Annotated in this window: 16 protein-coding genes; 7 read left to right on the forward strand and 9 right to left on the reverse strand. The window is 50.0% G+C overall.

What is annotated here, in order from left to right:
• Positions 1-31 precede the first annotated feature (31 nt).
• Genes MCON_RS09720 through MCON_RS09725 form a run of 3 tightly spaced genes read left to right on the forward strand, consistent with a single transcriptional unit; the run spans position 32 to position 731 of the window.
• The gene (locus MCON_RS09720; protein WP_048132303.1) at positions 32-292 is read left to right on the forward strand and encodes a type II toxin-antitoxin system HicB family antitoxin; all 261 of its coding nucleotides are present in this window, start codon (positions 32-34) and stop codon (positions 290-292) included.
• A complete protein-coding gene (locus MCON_RS17015; protein WP_083804710.1) occupies positions 282-506 on the forward strand; it encodes a type II toxin-antitoxin system HicA family toxin in 225 nt (74 codons plus the stop codon). Before MCON_RS09720 ends, MCON_RS17015 begins: the two co-directional genes overlap by 11 nt.
• Positions 507-539: 33 nt before the next feature.
• Positions 540-731 (forward strand): type II toxin-antitoxin system HicB family antitoxin, encoded by a 192-nt coding sequence (locus MCON_RS09725; protein ID WP_013719808.1) that lies wholly within the window; start codon positions 540-542, stop codon positions 729-731.
• A 233-nt stretch (positions 732-964) separates the two neighbouring features.
• Here the strand turns inward: MCON_RS09725 and MCON_RS09730 are convergent, their stop codons facing one another.
• The 6 genes from MCON_RS09730 to MCON_RS09760 form a co-directional block, all read right to left on the reverse strand.
• On the reverse strand, positions 965-2,101 hold the full coding sequence (locus MCON_RS09730) for a pyridoxal phosphate-dependent aminotransferase (protein WP_013719809.1): 1,137 nt from the start codon (positions 2,099-2,101) through the stop codon (positions 965-967).
• Positions 2,102-2,169: 68 nt separating this feature from the next.
• Positions 2,170-3,351, reverse strand: a complete 1,182-nt coding sequence (locus tag MCON_RS09735; RefSeq protein WP_232844275.1) for a glutamate-cysteine ligase family protein — start codon at positions 3,349-3,351, stop codon at positions 2,170-2,172.
• A 6-nt stretch (positions 3,352-3,357) separates the two neighbouring features.
• Positions 3,358-3,849: a YkgJ family cysteine cluster protein gene (locus MCON_RS09740; RefSeq protein ID WP_013719811.1), complete on the reverse strand. Its 492-nt coding sequence runs from the start codon at positions 3,847-3,849 to the stop codon at positions 3,358-3,360.
• A gap of 62 nt (positions 3,850-3,911) precedes the next feature.
• Positions 3,912-4,940 (reverse strand): ATP-grasp domain-containing protein, encoded by a 1,029-nt coding sequence (locus MCON_RS09745; protein WP_013719812.1) that lies wholly within the window; start codon positions 4,938-4,940, stop codon positions 3,912-3,914.
• Positions 4,933-5,589: a RimK-like ATPgrasp N-terminal domain-containing protein gene (locus MCON_RS09750; RefSeq protein ID WP_013719813.1), complete on the reverse strand. Its 657-nt coding sequence runs from the start codon at positions 5,587-5,589 to the stop codon at positions 4,933-4,935. The genes MCON_RS09745 and MCON_RS09750 overlap by 8 nt, the downstream gene beginning before the upstream one ends.
• Positions 5,590-5,964: 375 nt before the next feature.
• Positions 5,965-8,097, reverse strand: coding sequence for a thioredoxin domain-containing protein (locus MCON_RS09760; RefSeq protein ID WP_013719814.1), 2,133 nt, complete (start codon positions 8,095-8,097; stop codon positions 5,965-5,967).
• A gap of 673 nt (positions 8,098-8,770) precedes the next feature.
• Here MCON_RS09760 and MCON_RS09765 point away from each other — a divergent pair.
• On the forward strand, positions 8,771-9,658 hold the full coding sequence (locus tag MCON_RS09765; RefSeq protein WP_013719815.1) for a hypothetical protein: 888 nt from the start codon (positions 8,771-8,773) through the stop codon (positions 9,656-9,658).
• 107 nt (positions 9,659-9,765) lie between these two features.
• On the opposite strand, the gene MCON_RS09770 is transcribed toward MCON_RS09765, so the two are convergent.
• A complete protein-coding gene (locus tag MCON_RS09770; RefSeq protein WP_013719816.1) occupies positions 9,766-10,341 on the reverse strand; it encodes an acetate uptake transporter in 576 nt (191 codons plus the stop codon).
• 1,016 nt (positions 10,342-11,357) lie between these two features.
• Here MCON_RS09770 and MCON_RS09780 point away from each other — a divergent pair.
• On the forward strand, positions 11,358-11,756 hold the full coding sequence (locus MCON_RS09780; protein ID WP_013719817.1) for a secondary thiamine-phosphate synthase enzyme YjbQ: 399 nt from the start codon (positions 11,358-11,360) through the stop codon (positions 11,754-11,756).
• A 174-nt stretch (positions 11,757-11,930) separates the two neighbouring features.
• Here MCON_RS09780 and ilvE read toward each other — a convergent pair whose 3' ends face one another.
• Positions 11,931-12,797 carry a branched-chain-amino-acid transaminase gene (gene ilvE, locus MCON_RS09785; RefSeq protein ID WP_013719818.1) on the reverse strand — a complete coding sequence of 289 codons (867 nt, stop codon included), beginning with the start codon at positions 12,795-12,797 and terminating at the stop codon, positions 11,931-11,933.
• Positions 12,798-12,910: 113 nt separating this feature from the next.
• On the opposite strand from ilvE, the gene ribH reads away from it, so the two are divergent.
• Positions 12,911-13,321, forward strand: a complete 411-nt coding sequence (gene ribH / locus MCON_RS09790) for a 6,7-dimethyl-8-ribityllumazine synthase (protein WP_013719819.1) — start codon at positions 12,911-12,913, stop codon at positions 13,319-13,321.
• A gap of 3 nt (positions 13,322-13,324) precedes the next feature.
• Positions 13,325-14,461 (forward strand): pyridoxal phosphate-dependent aminotransferase, encoded by a 1,137-nt coding sequence (locus MCON_RS09795; protein ID WP_013719820.1) that lies wholly within the window; start codon positions 13,325-13,327, stop codon positions 14,459-14,461.
• A 263-nt stretch (positions 14,462-14,724) separates the two neighbouring features.
• Here the strand turns inward: MCON_RS09795 and MCON_RS09800 are convergent, their stop codons facing one another.
• The gene (locus MCON_RS09800; protein ID WP_013719821.1) at positions 14,725-15,282 is read right to left on the reverse strand and encodes a hypothetical protein; all 558 of its coding nucleotides are present in this window, start codon (positions 15,280-15,282) and stop codon (positions 14,725-14,727) included.
• Between the last annotated feature and the right edge of the window lie 1,323 nt (positions 15,283-16,605).

Here is a 16,605-nt window from a genome sequence, read left to right on the forward strand (position 1 = left end):
TTAAATTCCCTCCGGGAAATAGAGTCATGATATGTTCGCAGAATACATTCAGGCATCCTTGGAGCGAGCAGTCTATAAAACGCTTGAAGGAGAAGACGAGCCGATCTTTGTATCGGTCCCTGAGCTTCCCGGCGCATGGGCAACGGGCAAGACGGTAGAAGAGGCCAGAAAAAGGCTTATTGGAGTTATCGAAGAGTGGATACTTCTAGGTGTCCGGCTGGGGCATCCAATCCCTCCTATCGGTGGCCATACCATCAGCACCCCGCAGGAGTCGGTGACTGTTGCCGAGTAGGCTCACTGCAGTATCTCGTCGGGATCTGATCAAACGATTGAAAAGCCTGGGATTCTCTGGGCCGTACGCCGGACCGGATCATGCATTCATGGTCAGAGGATTCGCTCGCATCAGAATTCCCAATCCTCATAAACAAGAAATAGGCATAAGCTTGCTTGTTGAGATACTTCGAGAAGGTGGGATTTCCCGCGAGGAGTGGCTATCGACTAATTGATTTGAAGAGTGTAGAAGGCATAAGGGATAAAAAATGTGCGTTCCCATCATCTACTCCATCGCCGTTGTACCTGAGCTTCCTGGCTGCTCGGCCTTTGGCGAGACAGAGGAAAGGGCTTTGCAGGAAGTCAAGATCGCCATGAAACTATGGCTGGAGACTGCAAAAAAGATAGGCAGATCGATTCCCGTTCCTCAGAAGCGAAGCCTGATTGCCAGTCTTGCATAGGCCCCAGTTTCACCTCGCAAGTCGCTAGCAAGACATTGTATTTATATCGTCCTTCCTGCCTATTCAAGCCTCTCCGGCGCTGAGGGGGTCTCGTTGGCCGCAGCCCGGAGGGCCGACTCGCGTCATCCACTGAAAAGCATGAATAGATCGGACTCCTTTGAAATCATACCGGTGGCTAATGGGATCGATTTGCCGGGCAAGAAGGGCAATGATCATTAAATTATCTCCAGCTCTCATCCCTTCAAATACCTCTCAATCCTATCCAGCCCATCAGCTATCTTCTCTCGAGAGTTGGCATAAGAAAACCGCAAGTAACCTTCTCCATTGGGCCCAAAGTCAATACCCGGAGTGACTCCCACATGGGCTTTTTCCAGAATATCGAAGGCCAGAGCATAAGAATCTCCAGATAAATGCCGAGCATTGGCGAAGACATAAAAAGCTCCCGTCGGCTCAACGGTAATTCCAAAGCCCATCTCTCTCAATCGCCGGACCATGAACTTCCTCCGCTGATTGTAAATCCTCTTCATCTCCGCCACATCCGGGCCGGTCTCCTCTAAAGCAGCAATCCCCGCCCTCTGGGCAAGGGAGCTGGCGCAGATGAAGAAGTTCTGCTGCATCTTCTGAATGGGCCGAACGAACCTCTCCGGAGCGATCAGATAACCCAGCCTCAGCCCGGTCATGGCATAGAGCTTGGAGTAGCCGTTCAGCACAAAGGCATGATCTGTGAACTCCAGGATGGAATGCTCCTTTCCCTCATAGACCAGTCCGTGATAGATCTCATCGGAGATGATGTATGGGCCGAGCCCGGCGATGGCCTTCATGTTCTCCTCAGAGAGGAGGTTTCCAGTGGGATTGGAGGGGGAGTTGATCAGAATGGCCCGGGTCTGGTCCCTGATCCGCTCTCGGATCGCCTCCGCCCTCGGCTGGAAGCCGTCCTTTTCATAGACCGGAACCCTTACCGGCACTCCCCCCAGAAAGCTTATGAAATTGGGATAACAGGAGTAGCCTGGATCGGAGAGTACCACCTCCTGGCCCCTCTCCAGGAGAGAGGAAAAGACCAGCATCATCGCCGGCGAGGTGCCTGAGGTCACCACCACCTGCTCGGGCTTTATAAAAACGCCATAGGTCTTTTCATAATGCCGGCAAATGGCCTCCCTGAGTTCCAGATCCCCCAGGCTGTGGGTGTAGTGGGTTAATCCCAGGTCCAGAGCCTTTCTCGTCGCCTCCTTGACCGCTAAAGGTACATCGAAATCCGGCTCTCCCACCTCTAGATGGATGACATCCACTCCCTGCCTCTCCAGCTCCCTTGCCCTCTCTAAAACCTCCATCACAATGAAAGGCGCTATCTCCTCTGCTCTCCTGGCGATCAAGATCCTTCTCCCATGCTGTCAGTCCAGTTGTCGGTTGACCTAAATAACGCCTTTCATTAGCATCTCACTCATCCGCAACGTCCCGGCTCAGCAGAATAAGGGATATTCTCCTTCAAGCACCAGGCCAGCTGAGAGAGCATGGGCAGGATCTCCTTCTCCTCCTTTTGCCTCTGTACCATGATCTCAGCCAGGCTGCCCTGCTCGATTCTCTTTTCGATCAGGGGAAGATACCTCTGCTCCTCCCGTGTGGCATTCCTCACCGCCAGGGCATATAGCCTCTCCAGCTCCGGCCTCATAGCGGCGACCCCGCGACGCATGCCATCCTCCAGCATAGCTAATAGATGGCTTTCACTATCCTCCAGCTCCAAGTCAGTGCGGAGGAGGGCCATGATGAAAGCACAGATCGCCATATCCGAATGCAGACACTCCTGCTCATCTATGGCCTTGATCTCCAGGCACCTCCTGGTGAAGCGCACGATCTCCCCTCTGGAGTTCACCCACTCGTGGCAAAGTATCTGAGCATGCTGCTTTTTCAATTCCCGATAGATATTGCGGTTGATCTCGACATAATCTCTGATACCCTCCAGCCTCTCGGGAATCACATTCCGGCAGATCTGGGGGATCTGGGACTGATTTCTTCGGTAGTACACCAGCCGGCTGTCCATATAGGAATTGACTTGTCCCTCGACAAAGGGAGAGGAGGCAGTCACCGCCACCAGATAGGGCATGAGCGAGCGAATCTTGTTGAACATCCCCACCAGCTCCTGCTCATCCCTATAAGGAATATTGATCTGCAGCGCCTGGATGTTCAGCCAGCCATGCTGCTTGATGCCAAAGAGCCGGTCGTATGCCTGGTAATAGTCCTGCTCATCGTGATCCCAGTAGGTCGTCTGATCCAGGGTTAGCAGGGGATGCATTCCCAGGCCCAGGAACTGGTACTCATTTTTCGTCGCCCGGAAAAGCTCTTGCAGTCCCGAAAAGAGATTCTCCTCCAGGCGGCCAAGGTTGCCCGGAGACGCCGGAATCAACTCCAGGACATGCTTTTGCAGCTCTTTGGACACCCGAATTCCCCCGAAGGCCACCTCATGCTCCACCCTGCCATTTATCCTCTCGATGATCCTGTCGGATATGGCCAGGGGGCGGAAGATGCTATCGTTTATGGAGTACTCGTGCTCCGTTCCTAAATGAGATTGTGCGGGTTGTGCCCGGTGCATTGCTGCCCTGGATACTCTCCCGAATTGCAATGGCATCCTTTTTCAGTCCTCCAGCCGGATCTCCGCCACAAGATCAGTCTGGGGCTCATCGATCTGTAGAATCTGGGCCATCTCCTCCTCAGGCACGCTTCTTATCAGATCCATGATCTTCTCCACAGAGGTCTCGAAGAGGGCATCGTATGCCTTCCGGTTAGCTCTTAGGAATCGAACCATGGGACAGATGCTCTCCCTCTTGAGGAATATCTGCAGCATATCATCCTCAATATCAAAGGTGAACGGCCCGGCCACGCAGGTCTCAGGCTTGATATCATGGATGCTGCACTTCCCATCCCGGAAGAGCACACAGAATCCATCCTGCCTGAGGCGGAGCCTCTTATATCCGACAAACTCGATCGCATCCGCGCTGACGCCGTTTTCCATAAGTATATCAATCCGCTTCTGGCTCAGGGGAGGCCTGGCCTCAAAGCAGCAGCCACCAGCCAGATGGCAATCGTCGCAGGCCCGGCTCAGGGTCTGGCAAAGGTCCTCATCCATTCAAATATCATCTCTTAGATAGTGCGAAATCATCATTTAGCCTATTCAATAAAAAAGTTGATCTACCCCTCTTTAGAGTCGATGTCGCTGGAGTAGATGTCGCTCTCGCCCCATTGGCCGACCTGTGCATAGGTAAATTCAGCTTCCTGCTGATATCTGCCCATCAGACCGGCAGAAGAGATCGTCCCCATGGAAAGGTCTCGGGCATCGTCCAGAGCCTGGGCGGATACGAGATGAGAGATGATCTGTCCGAACATCTCCGGGTAATGTTCATCCTCTCCCCCTTCCAGAGAGGGATTGTCGTTCACCTCGATGACGAAGAGCTTTCCGTTGCTCTCTTTTATGTCCACTCCATACAATCCTTTACCGATAGCCCCTGCCGCTTGCTTTCCCAGATCTATTACCTCTGGCGGCACCTGATCAGCGGGCACGCTCTCCACATCGCAATAGACGATATGGCCGTTGACAGAGGCCTGGATCTTGAAGGTCTCCGAGGGTATGATATACCGGCAGGCGTAAAGCAACTGGCCATTGATCACCCCCACCCGCCAGTCGAACCGGCTCTCGATGTACTCCTGAACCACAATCCAGTCGGATAGCTTGAAGAACCTCTTGGCCACCTTCAAGAGCTCCTCCACATCCGAGACCTTCTCCACCCGCACCGAGAAGGATGTTGACGGCTCTTTGAGAACCAGAGGGCTGCCCAGCTCATCGAAAAGCTGCCTTGCCTGCTGGTCATCTAATTCCCTCTTCTTCAGAAACCTGGTCTTAGGCATGGAGACGCCTTCTTTCTGCAGGTGCATGTACATGTTTATCTTGTCGGCGCAGATCCTGATGGATGTGGGGTCGTCTATCACCGGCACGCCGTACATCTCCGCCATCCTGGCGGCCACGTAGGTGGTGTTCATGGGATCTGTGTCGGCACGGATGAAGAGCGCATCCAGTCGGGGAATCTTTTTCATATCCACGGGAAAGATGAACTCGACGGTATGGCCCATGCTCTCTGCCACATCCCGGCACTTCACCAGGGCCATGAGCTGAGAGGAGCTGCTCAATGTCTTTCTATTGACGAAGATTCCAAGTTTACTCAAAGCGTTTCACCCTCTTGTCCAGAAGGTCCTGGAGCATTTCTTTTTCCTCTTTGGATAATTGAGAGTATTTCACCGGCGCCAGGGAAGAGAGATTATAGGTGCCAGAGTTGTCCTTCACCATTACGATCTCCACCAATGGCAGCTTGAAGACCTGGTAGATCTTCTCCGCAATCTCTGCTACCTCTTCACAGCAGTTCAGGCTTCGGCCGAAAATGGAGACGCATCTGGTAACGGCAGAGGTATCAGCGATCTTCTGGTAGCAGAAAGGATACCTTCCGTGGTTGGTGATGTGCTTTACCACCTTCTTTGCCTCGTCATGATCATTCACCAGGAAGTACTCACTGGGAGTGGAGAAGTAGTTCAGGCCATAGATGATGGCCGGAAGGGGCACGAACTGGTAGGATACAGTCCAGTCGCAGACGGAGATGCCCGCCAGCTTGGCCTTCTCCAGGCATATAGGAACGATATAGGCGTCTAAAACATCCCTGCTGCTGGGAGTGGTTATGATCCCCTCATTCTCACTCTTGACAATGGCATAGTACGGCTCAGTCTTGTAGAAGTAGCTCTCATTGACGATGTACTGAGAGTCATCTTCCACTAAGGTGTACATTATATCCTTCTTAGGAATCTGATCCCGTCGTTGGTTCATTAAATGATCACCGCACGATCTGCGTGTGAGAGAATAGGTCTTTTGCTTTGGACAGATTTGCGTCCACATTGTCTATATTGTGCTGCCATTCAGGTTTTTTTCCAGACGGTACCCTACGGTGCCTTATGTGACTACGGTGCCGCTCCGGATCGGATGCAACTTCAATCTCTGAAATCTGAAATCCCCGAAGAGCGTTCTAGTCAGCATGTAGTATTTATCGTTGTCGTCCAGATGCCTTTGAACCGATCCCTGAAATCCCCCGTCCGGATCAGATTCGATTTATTCCAACAAGAAATGGAAATCGGCCCCTGGAATTCAGAGATATTTCGCGAGGATATTCCAGAGCACTCATTCCACCCAATTCAAGGGCGGATGCTAATTTTTCTCTAATAGAGCCATCAGCTCTGCCGCATTGGTTGCTGGAAGCTGGCAGACGTGATCCGAGCAGACATAAGCCGCGGCCTTTCCCTTGACCGGGACCAGATCTCTGGTAAAGGGAGCGAGCATGACGATCTCGCTTCCTGATGCTAAAACCACCGCTTTATTGGGCAGGAATCTAATTCTTATCGCGGCCAGCATCTCTTTCAGTCCCCCGTCCTCCAGGCTGCCGACCAGGGCTACCTCATACGTAGGTCCCAGAGCATAGTCCAGGGCACAGAGAAGCATTGTATACCCCAGGGGCTGGGCGGAGACTGCAGGAAGGGCAGAGCGAGCGAGGAGGGCGGCCTTCTCCTCTAAGCTTGTATCTCCCGTCAAATGCAGCAGCCTGAGGAGGTTTAGGAGGGCAATGGAGTTTCCAGAAGGCAGAGCGCCATCGTAGTACTCCTTCTTTCTGACCAGCAGCTCCTCGCCATCATCCGCAGTGAAGAAAAAGCCCCCTGCCTCCCCATCCCAGAAGTGCTTATCCATGATCTCATTCAGATGGACTGCCGCCTTCAGATACTTGACATCGAATGTCGCCTCATACAGCTCGATCAATCCCCAGATGAGGAAGGCATAGTCATCCAGGTTGGCCTGAATATCTGCTCCCTGCCGGTAGCGATGCATCAGACGCCCCTCAGGGGTCCGCATCACCTCTAAGAGAAAGTCCGCCGCCCTGCTGGCTGCCGTAGCGAGATCGGGGTCCTGCAGGGCTCCTGCCGCCCGTGCCAGGGCAGCGATCATCAGTCCATTCCAGTCGGTGAGGATCTTGTCGTCCTTGAGGGGATGGACCCTCTTCTCTCTGGCCAAATAGAGTCGGGATATCATATCGCTGGAGCGGTGGTACAGCTCCTCCTCCGGGATCTTCAGGACACTAGCAGCATCGCTAAAGCTTGATCGTTGCCTGAGGATGTTTCTTTCCCCCTCATAGTTCCCGCTCTCATAGACATCGAATAGCCGGATCAATAGCCGGAAATCCTCTTCGCCCAGGGACTCCTTTAGCTCAACTGCGGTCCAGGTGTAGAATTTGCCCTCCTCTCCCTCGCTATCAGCGTCCTCAGCCGAGTAGAAGCCTCCCTCGGGAGAGGTCATATCCCTCAGGATGTACTCCAGGATCTCGCGCACCGTCTGAGCGTACTCCTCCTCACCCGTGGCCTGATAGGCCTCAGCATAGGCCATGGCCAGGAGCGCCTGGTCATAGAGCATCTTCTCGAAGTGGGGTACGAACCACTCCGGATCGGTGGAGTATCTGTGAAATCCGAATCCCACATGATCGTAGATCCCTCCCATCCTCATGCCCTGAAGGGTGGTCTTGGCCATCTCCAGGGGCAGGATGTTTTTGGTTCTCTTCCAGCAGCGCAGAAGGAACAATATGTGATGGGGGGTGGGAAACTTGGGGGCGGTGCCAAAGCCACCATTCTCAGGATCGTAGATCGAAGAGAGGGCGCTATAGCCCCGGGAAAGAAGAGAAGAATCGAATGGCGACCCCGAGAGGGAGTCCTTATGAGCCTCCTTCTGCACGCCTGCTCCCCTGCCGCTCTGCCGTCCCTTCAGATGATCCACGATGATGTTCGCCGAGCTCATGAGGCTCTCTCGATCGTTATCCCACATCTCCTTGACCTGAGCGATCAGCTCCATCAATCCCGTCAGGCCCATATGCCCTTTTTTTGGTATGTAAGTGGCAGCGAAGAAGGGTTTTTTATCAGGAGTCATCATAACGGTCAATGGCCATCCCCCTCTGCCGCTGACAGCTATGGCCGCGGCCATGTAGATCTGGTCTATGTCCGGCCTCTCCTCCCGATCGACCTTGATGCAGATGAAGGACTGATTCAGGAGGCGGGCCACATTGGGATCCTCAAAGGACTCGTGGGCCATGACATGACACCAGTGGCAGGTGGAGTAGCCCACAGAGAGAAAGATCGGTTTATCCTCCCTTCTGGCTGCCTCGAATGCCTCCTCTCCCCAGGGGTACCAGTCCACTGGATTGCAGGCATGCTGCAATAGATAGGGGCTCTTCTCTTTACAAAGGCGGTTTTGCTGGCAGCTGGATCTTGACGGATCTATGCCGGAGCTGGGATCTTCTGTCATGGCAACCTTGGATAGCTATTGATGCTCTCTTGTATATATCAGATCGGTATATCAGACGGGATTCTTGATGAGTCGGATCAAATAGAGTCAAACGCATGGCCAAGAGTCAGATTGGCTTTTCGCTGAATTAAGTGGGTGGGCCCAGCAGAGATTATAGCCTTTGTTACTCTGTGTCTCCGCATGAAAAACTCTTAAAGCATACTGGTTTTTCATGCTTTGGGCATGATCGCTGCCTGAGGATCATGGGCCCTTTGTGGTTGGGTCAGAGCATCGCGTCTTACCACAGATGCGCAAAGATGCAACGAGTTTGCGATTCAGGTTCACCCATACAATATAGCGAGGAGCCGTCAGATTTGATCCGTCAGATTTGATCAGCGGTCTGAGATCCTGCTCTTCACGTATAATACTAATATTATTTGTATTGTAGATCTGTCAAAGATTCGCGCCAAAATATTTCTTCTTGTCAATACCACCAAACACCATCTGGTAAGATCTTATGATACTCTTTAATCCAAATCTCTATCAGAATATCATCACCATTATTTTTAATATGATTGCTATCATTTCTCCGAATATTCAGATGATACTCCATCTCTACAGTATTCGATATGTTTATATCCTTTTGAGATAAATTGGGAGTATACTCTTTGGAGTATAGGGGTGAATTTGAAATATGAAGGGAGTATTAGTTGCGATAGCTATAGTCGTAGCCCAATTGCTTTGCTGCATAGCGATGGCTAATCCACCGCTTGTGCCTCCTGTACAGTATGAACAGTTTTGTGAGAGCCAAAAGGTATCCGGAACCGGAATCATAGATGTTAGCACATCCATAGTCGATAAGAAGATCGCTCTCGAATACTACAATACAATGGCTGGAGATGGCGATTTCGAGCTCGACTCTGAGCATGCTTATTCGCAAAATTCCGATAAGCTGAAGAGAAATATATCTTCGGTTAATGGTGGTAACAAATCCGGCCTGAACATGTATGAGAGTACGAAATTGACCTATGCTGGAGACACGCCACTGATGGGAGCCAAGTTCCTCAATTCAAAGGCGTTCTATGGCGGCATAGGAGCCAACGTCCAGGAGACCTTCGCGGTAACAGAGATGGAGAAGGACCAGACGACATTCTTTGTCTCAACCACGCCATACGATCCCCAGGAGCCCGCTGATCCTCAGTGCGATGACTACTTGAAGCTCCTTCAGACCTATTATCCTCTGGAGTACTCCAAGTACATGGCCGAATCCAAGCATAGCATAACTCCTGAGGAGCTCATAAAAAGGCTGAAGAATGCCGGTAGGGACACCGATGCAGTCGAGAAGCTGATGACCTCCAAGGATGGTACCTATAACCCTGCCCACCTGATCGGCCTGGAGACCAAGAACTCCTTCAATGGTACCTGGGGCACGGATGCCACATGGCATAGGATATTCTACAAGGACATCAAAGCCCACGAGCTGTTCTCCGGAACATTCGAGGCTGAGAAGCTCATAAAGTTCCATGAGAATCCCGTACCCGAAAAGGACCACCAGCCACCCTGCGATGGCATAGATTGCTAGGTAGCTCCTGGCAATCACCTTTTTTGCTATTTTTATAAGGCATTGCTAAAAAAAGAATTGCAGGATCGGAAGGTCACGATCCTTATTATGCGAAAGCTGCTACCGTTTTATACTGGTCCCAGTGGCAAGACCACCTTCTTGTATACCTCATTCAAGACCTGAGCCAGTGCTGCATAGATTGCAGACAGTCCGCAGATGATGCCTTCATATCCGGCCAGCGTCCCGATGGCGGCGCTTCCGAAGTAGTCTCTGGCCGCCAGCAGGAAGAATAGAATGGTTAGAGTTAAGAATACTACCTGCAGAGCTCTATTGATCCTCAGGGTTCCGATGAACATCACAAAGGTGAACAGCCCCCACATAAAGAAATAGGCCGCAAAGGCAACCTTGCTGGTTGCAGTGCCAAGGCCAAGACTTGGCATGAGGAGCAATCCCACAAGAGTGAGCCAGAAGAGGCCGTAGGATGTGAAGGCAGTGGTCCCGAAGGTGTTGTTCTTCTTCCACTCCATTATTCCGGCGATGATCTGGGCCATGCCGCCATAGAATATTCCCATGGCCAGGATCATTGTATTCAGCTCATAGTATCCTGCATTGTGAATATTCAGCAGAACAGTGGTCATACCAAAGCCCAGCAGGCCTAATGGAGCTGGATTTGCGGTGTTATCGATTAGTCGCAGCGAACTCATCGCTCCTTTCTTAAAATCTTCCGTATTCTTTCCCTCCTAGATTACTGATGCAGCCATCATTATATTACTAAATATTAATCCTTTATCCTTAAAAATATTAATTGATAATAATGCTAAATGATCGATATCAACCCTACTTAGATATCTTTTTGATAAGTTAATGATAAATAATACACTTACTGGAGGACGATGTGCTCCTGCAAATCACCCTCGCCATCAGGGCCATTAAATCATTATATCAGCTTTTTTTTTATAAGATATGGGTGGGAGGATCGGCATATCAAAGGTTAAATTCGCGTGGATAGCAGCAAATGAAAAGCAGATTCTACTGGCTCTGCATATCCCACAAAGACAAATGGAATCGCAGCCCGAAGCCGCAAACAAACCCATTGTGCTCAGGAAATGTCAGCCAAGGGCATTTAATTTATATATTAAAATTTTTAATTGACACCGATTTAACTGCAACTGCAAAAATGAATCTCACACCCTGCTTATGATAATATCTTATATATGCCAATCCAAAGAGAGCGAGAATGTCAATCTAATTTAAAAAATTTTTATATGTCATGGGGTTTTTTTTAAGCCCCATATCGTATCTCTTTATCCAGAGAACGTCCAATTTCCATGGTCCCTACCCATTCCAGTACTCTGGGGAGACCGCATACAATGGACTGTTAGATATGATGGTGGATGCTTTTTTTTATTTTTATTTCATAGTATAGTTTTATCTCGTTTCTTTATCAATTCATCACAGAATGGTGGACTAAAATACTTTGGAATGCAATTCTGTCCACCATATACAGTAAAATTTATATATGATGGCCGATAAGTTAGACCAAGGATCCGGGATTCGCTTAAAGACTTTTTAAGTCATCCATCCCCTCAAGATGAATATACCCGGATCCTCCTCTCGAATTATCTGAAAATGATCCGCATTGAGATTATGGGCGGTCTTCTATTGCGATCAACCGGAATTTTGATCTATCATATAGCACCTTAATGAACTGTGACTGGCAATGATCGAGATCGATACAACCAGGCCTACAGAAGCGATAGATATCACATCAAATGTAATATTGGCCCTGCATGAGGAAGGAATTGAAGAAGGCATTGCTTTTGTCTTCACCCTCCATACCACCACCGCCCTGACGGTAAATGAAGCAGATCCCCCCCTAATGAAGGATATACAAAACCTTCTGCAGAGACTGGCACCCGAGAACGGCGGCTATCTTCATGATCATCATGATGGAAATGCCCATGCCCACCTGCGTGCAACGCTCATTGGCAATAGCATCACAATCCCTGTCGCAGAGGGCAAGCCGAAATTAGGAACATGGCAGAGAATTCTCTTCTTCGAGTTTGACGGTCCGAGAAGGAGGAGAATTTACATCAAGACCATCCCGTATAAATTATAAAAATAGCATAAATTAATCTAGTGCTTGGAGAAAGAGATCAAAAGGACGAAAAAGGTAAGAGAGGAAAGATATCCCTTTTCTTATGCCAGTCCCCTCATCCAATGTACTTTTCTTGTCTTTATTCGCTCGCTTTTTTGCCAGAGCAATTGGCACCTGTCTCGCTATCCTGAGGCATCAGATAGGAGTTCCCGAGCTCATTGCCAATTCTCTGAATGCCACCATGAGCTCTTTTGTTATCGGTCCAGGCTTGCCACTGCCTATTATTCTGCCGTCGATTTTGGTGACGGGAGCAACCTCTGCTGCAGTGCCAGTGACGAAGACTTCGTCCCCAGTGTAAAGGTCGAAAAGGCCCAGATCAGTCTCTATGACCTCAATCCCATTCTTCTCCGCCAACTCGAAGACCGCCTCTCTGGTTATCCCTTTCAGGTTATTGAGGGTATGAGGGGTGTATACCTTTTTATTCTTTATGACAAATATATTATCCCCACTTCCCTCAGAGATCCTTCCTTGGGAATCAAGGATAATAGCCTCATTTCCCCCTTTGACATTGGCCTCAATCTTGGCCAGGATGTTGTTCAGATAATTGAGGCTCTTGATATTCGGGGGCAGGGCATCGGGGGCGTTTCTGCGAACAGAGACACTGATGGCGGTCAGGCCGACCTCATAGAGGCTTCCATACATCGCCCCCCACTCAACTGCAACGATGATTACCGTGGGCTTCCTGCATTTCAGTGGATCCAGGCCCAGATCTCCATATCCTCTGGTAACTATAGGCCGGACATAGGCATCGCGCAGGTTGTTCTTGCGCAGCGTATCTCTGATCGCCAGAGCCATCTCCTCCTGGCTCAGGGGGATACAGAGCATGATGGCTTGAGCAGAATCAAAGAGCCTCCGGACATGATCCTCCAGCCGGAAGACCCGTCCTCCATATGCTCTTATGCCCTCGAAGACACCATCGCCATAGAGAAAACCATGATCGAAAACAGAAACCGCAGCGTTTTCAGCTGGAACATATTCACCATCAATATAAATAAGGCTCATAGGGAATCCTGTATCTCCATCATTACCAAGGATAAATGCATTTTGATTGAATCGATGGGTTTATTATGGAAGGAAGGCAGCTAGGTGCCTACTCTTCATGGGGTTTGGTGTCAATGGCTAAACTTGGTTTCGTCGTCTCGGAGTTCAATAGGGACATCACCTATCAGATGGAGCTTTTGGGCAGGGAGCATGCCCAGTTCCTGGGAGCAGATGTCGCAGCGGTGGTTTATGTTCCTGGAGTTTTTGATATGCCGATAGCAGTGAAGAAGATGCTCTGTCGCGAGGACATCGATGCCGTCGTGACAATCGGCTGTGTGATACAGGGAGAGACCGCCCATGATGAAGTTGTGGTCAATCATGCAGCCAGAAAGCTGATGGATCTGTCTCTTGAATGCAATAAGCCGGTAACCCTGGGGATCACCGGCCCCAAGATGTCCCGGGCAGATGCGCAAAAGAGGGTGGACTATTCCAAGAGGGCGGTGGAGGCGGCGGTCAAGCTCCTGCAGAGGCTCGGTGGGGATTAAAGAATGGTATCCGCGCGCATAGCCTCCATTCATGAGTCAACCACCCTGAAGATCTCGGCCACGGCGAAGAAGCTCACTGCCAGCGGCCTTGATATCATCGATATGGGAGTTGGCGAGCCGGACTTCGACACACCTAAGCATATCGTCGAGGCGGGCTGCAACTCCATCAGGATGGGCGAGACTCATTATGCACCAACCGGCGGCATTCCCGAGCTGCGGCAGGCGATAGCAGAAAAGCTAAACCGGGAGAATCTGATTCATTCTACCGCTGAGGACGTGATAGTGACTCCAGGGGCTAAGATGGCCGTCTTTGCCGCCATCCAGGCCCTCTTGCAGGAGGGCGAGGAGTGCATATTGATAGGTCCCTCCTGGGTGAGCTACGAGCCCAGCGTGGCCTTTGCCGGAGGATCGGTGGTCTGGGGCGAGGTTGATGCCGATTTCATGCCCCGGAACATCGCGGAGAAGATAAGTCCCAAGACCCGGATGATCATAATCAACTCCCCCTCTAATCCCACCGGAGCGGTCTTCGAGCGGCCTGTGCTGGAGGAGATCCGCGACCTGGCAATAGATCACGATCTTTTTGTGATCTCCGATGAGATATATGAGAAGATAATCTATGATCATGAACATATCAGCATGGGCTCCTTGCCGGGAATGGAAGAGAGAACGGTTACCATAAATGGATTCTCCAAGGCTTATGCCATGACCGGCTGGCGTCTGGGCTATCTGACCGGCCCCAAGGAGACGATGAAGTGGGTGATCAGGCTTCTGTCACATTCCGTTTCCCAGGCCACCACTTTTGTGCAGCGGGCGGGGGTTGTCGCCCTGCAGGGGCCCGAGGATGATGTCGATATGATGGTGGCGGAGTTTCGCGCCCGCCGGGATCTCCTGGTCGCAGGCCTGAAGAGCCTGGGAATTCCCTGCAGCGTTCCAGGTGGCGCTTTTTATGTGTTTCCGGATGTATCAGGCTTTGGGGGAGGAGATCTATTCACCGAGAGGCTGCTCAAAGAGGCCCTCATTGCCGCCACTCCCGGATCTGCCTTTGGACCAGGGGGAAGGGATTATGTCCGGCTCTCCTACGCCACCAGCCAGAATCGGATCCGTCAGGCTCTGGAGAGGATAGAGAAGCTTATTATGTGAAAATAAATATAATATTACTTTTCGACGGATGCACCTCATCTTTTTCCTGCTTTTTCTTTTATCTATCGCTATCTAATAGTTCAATTTTTGGCTCTTCGCTGAATTATGTGGGTGATTTCAGGCAGAGAATATGGCCTCTGTTCCTCTGCGGTTGGGTCAAAGCATAGCGTTTCACCACATAGGCACCGAGACATAGAGTTTTTGCGATTCAAGTTCACCCATACCAAATGGCGAGGAGCCGTTAATATGAATGCTGCACCAGCTTAACCCTGCTGCTCCTTCTCTCTTTTCATATCAGCCACTTGGAGCATCAGATCCCAGGCATTTATGGTGGATGATATCATCAACCAAATTACTACCAGAACTATCCAATCCAGATAACGTGTATCACCGTGAAGAATTCCTATTGCCAGGAAGACTACAATTGCAAAGCAAACGGTATTGGGAATCAGGAGCCTTCCTAGCATCTGGTTGGAAGTAAAGGCCCGCCCCCGCGAACTTCTACTTCTCGCGAATTTAAGCCAAAGTTTTCCCGTACGGGCAAGCATCATTAATCCCAGAATCAATAGCGGTACTCCGACGCCCATCGGTGTTTCAAACGGAACCATAAATATGAAGGCGAAAGATAGAATCATCAAGAAATCGCCGAAGGTCTGCCTGGCCATGGTATTCATGTCGCTATCTTTTCTAACGCTAGCTATGAAGTCTATATGAAGAGAGACTGAGACGAAGATAAGGCCAATTAGGGTTGCGGCTACAGAGCCGGTCAGCATGAAGAAGTTCGTCCAACTGTCGATGGTCTCCACGAATGGGTCTGACATGAAATTTGCTCCTCAGAGTTAGCCTCGTCTTTGACATGCTTTAGTATTATCAGGAACCACTAACAATATCATCATCTCGCCAATAGTCCAGATCAGATCGGTAATGCCTGCCATAGCTGAAGATCCGGAATCCCATTGTCTTTGATCACTATTGGATCTTCTCGCAAGCATTTGAGAGCTCTTCCAAAGCTATAAAGCATATCCTCCTCAACCGAAGCTGATCACATATCCTCTTGGACAAAAGAATGATTGCTACCCTAATAAGCATACTTGCGATTTTTTCTATTTTCTGAATTGGCTTATCCTTTCCATCCCTGAGAATGGCCCACAATATGCCGCAAGTGGTCGGATTTCTGAGGATGAACTTCTTAGCTATGATCCCTGCGCGAGAATTGTTCGGGAAAAAATGAGTCGAATAGCAGCGAAAGTTCTCTTCTGAGTGTTCAACTCATCCACGATTTAGAGGAGACTTGCGGCCTCGATGATCGATCCGTCATCGGTTATAAGGTAGGGTAGGGGATCAATGAGGTGATACTAATTGGAACCAAGAAATTCGATATACGATTTATTCATATTATACAGCGCATAATTATAACAAACCATAAAATCTTCCTTTAAAAAATTTAAACATATTCGGAAATAATCGATAACAGTAATGCTTATATAGCATTTTAATTGAAATTATATTGTGAAAGAAAAATCGGAGGTGAAACCAAATGTGCTGTCATACCGCAGAAAAACACATCCATGCTCATGAGCATGACGGAAAGATGCATGAGCACGAACATGTTCACGACAAAGAGCATCATAACCACACCCATCAATGCTGCCATAAGCATTGAGAGCTGATTGCTCTGGCTCTCAGAGATGAGCAGCATTGCGATTCCTTTTTTTGATAGTTCTTCCGCGGCAGCTTTTTTTAACCATGGAGATGACGGCCTATTGCCCGATGATCGGGCAGAGCTTTTGCGACCATTCCTCTGAGAATCGATTATCTCTCATTCGTCCCGTGACGTTTAACTCGTAGGATTGCGAAGGACGAAGCGAGAAGTCCTAGGAGCATTCACAGATCGCTCCGGGGTGTAGGGGCGGCGGAAGCCTCGGTCTTTAGGCCGGGGAGGAGCGTGCCCCACCCATTACTTTCGCTGTGCTCTGCATACATATTTAACATGTCAAATCCATCTCCTGTATTGTACTTGGGCATCTTAGGCAACCTCGCGGTAAACCGCTTGATACTGATCCGGTACGGCTCTGCCAGACTCTTGCCCGAAAGGGTGCGGTCGAAACACGATTTGAAGCCGTCTTTGGCAGATCTGAGGCCAA

Origin of the sequence: Methanothrix soehngenii GP6, from assembly GCF_000204415.1 — an archaeon.
GTDB classification, from domain to species: Archaea; Halobacteriota; Methanosarcinia; order Methanotrichales; family Methanotrichaceae; genus Methanothrix; species Methanothrix soehngenii.

Bases quoted from the DNA above. Each gene is read 5' to 3' on its own strand.
- MCON_RS09800 (WP_013719821.1), bottom strand. From the start codon at position 15,282: ATGTCAGACCCATTCGTGGAGACCATCGACAGTTGGACGAACTTCTTC.
- ilvE (WP_013719818.1), bottom strand. From the start codon at position 12,797: ATGAGCCTTATTTATATTGATGGTGAATATGTTCCAGCTGAAAACGCT.
- MCON_RS09770 (WP_013719816.1), bottom strand. From the start codon at position 10,341: ATGAGTTCGCTGCGACTAATCGATAACACCGCAAATCCAGCTCCATTA.
- MCON_RS09760 (WP_013719814.1), bottom strand. From the start codon at position 8,097: ATGACAGAAGATCCCAGCTCCGGCATAGATCCGTCAAGATCCAGCTGC.
- MCON_RS09750 (WP_013719813.1), bottom strand. From the start codon at position 5,589: ATGAACCAACGACGGGATCAGATTCCTAAGAAGGATATAATGTACACC.
- MCON_RS09720 (WP_048132303.1), top strand. From the start codon at position 32: ATGTTCGCAGAATACATTCAGGCATCCTTGGAGCGAGCAGTCTATAAA.
- MCON_RS09725 (WP_013719808.1), top strand. From the start codon at position 540: ATGTGCGTTCCCATCATCTACTCCATCGCCGTTGTACCTGAGCTTCCT.
- ribH (WP_013719819.1), top strand. From the start codon at position 12,911: ATGGCTAAACTTGGTTTCGTCGTCTCGGAGTTCAATAGGGACATCACC.
- MCON_RS09795 (WP_013719820.1), top strand. From the start codon at position 13,325: ATGGTATCCGCGCGCATAGCCTCCATTCATGAGTCAACCACCCTGAAG.
- MCON_RS09735 (WP_232844275.1), bottom strand. From the start codon at position 3,351: ATGCCATTGCAATTCGGGAGAGTATCCAGGGCAGCAATGCACCGGGCA.
- MCON_RS09740 (WP_013719811.1), bottom strand. From the start codon at position 3,849: ATGGATGAGGACCTTTGCCAGACCCTGAGCCGGGCCTGCGACGATTGC.
- MCON_RS09780 (WP_013719817.1), top strand. From the start codon at position 11,358: ATGATCGAGATCGATACAACCAGGCCTACAGAAGCGATAGATATCACA.
- MCON_RS09765 (WP_013719815.1), top strand. From the start codon at position 8,771: ATGAAGGGAGTATTAGTTGCGATAGCTATAGTCGTAGCCCAATTGCTT.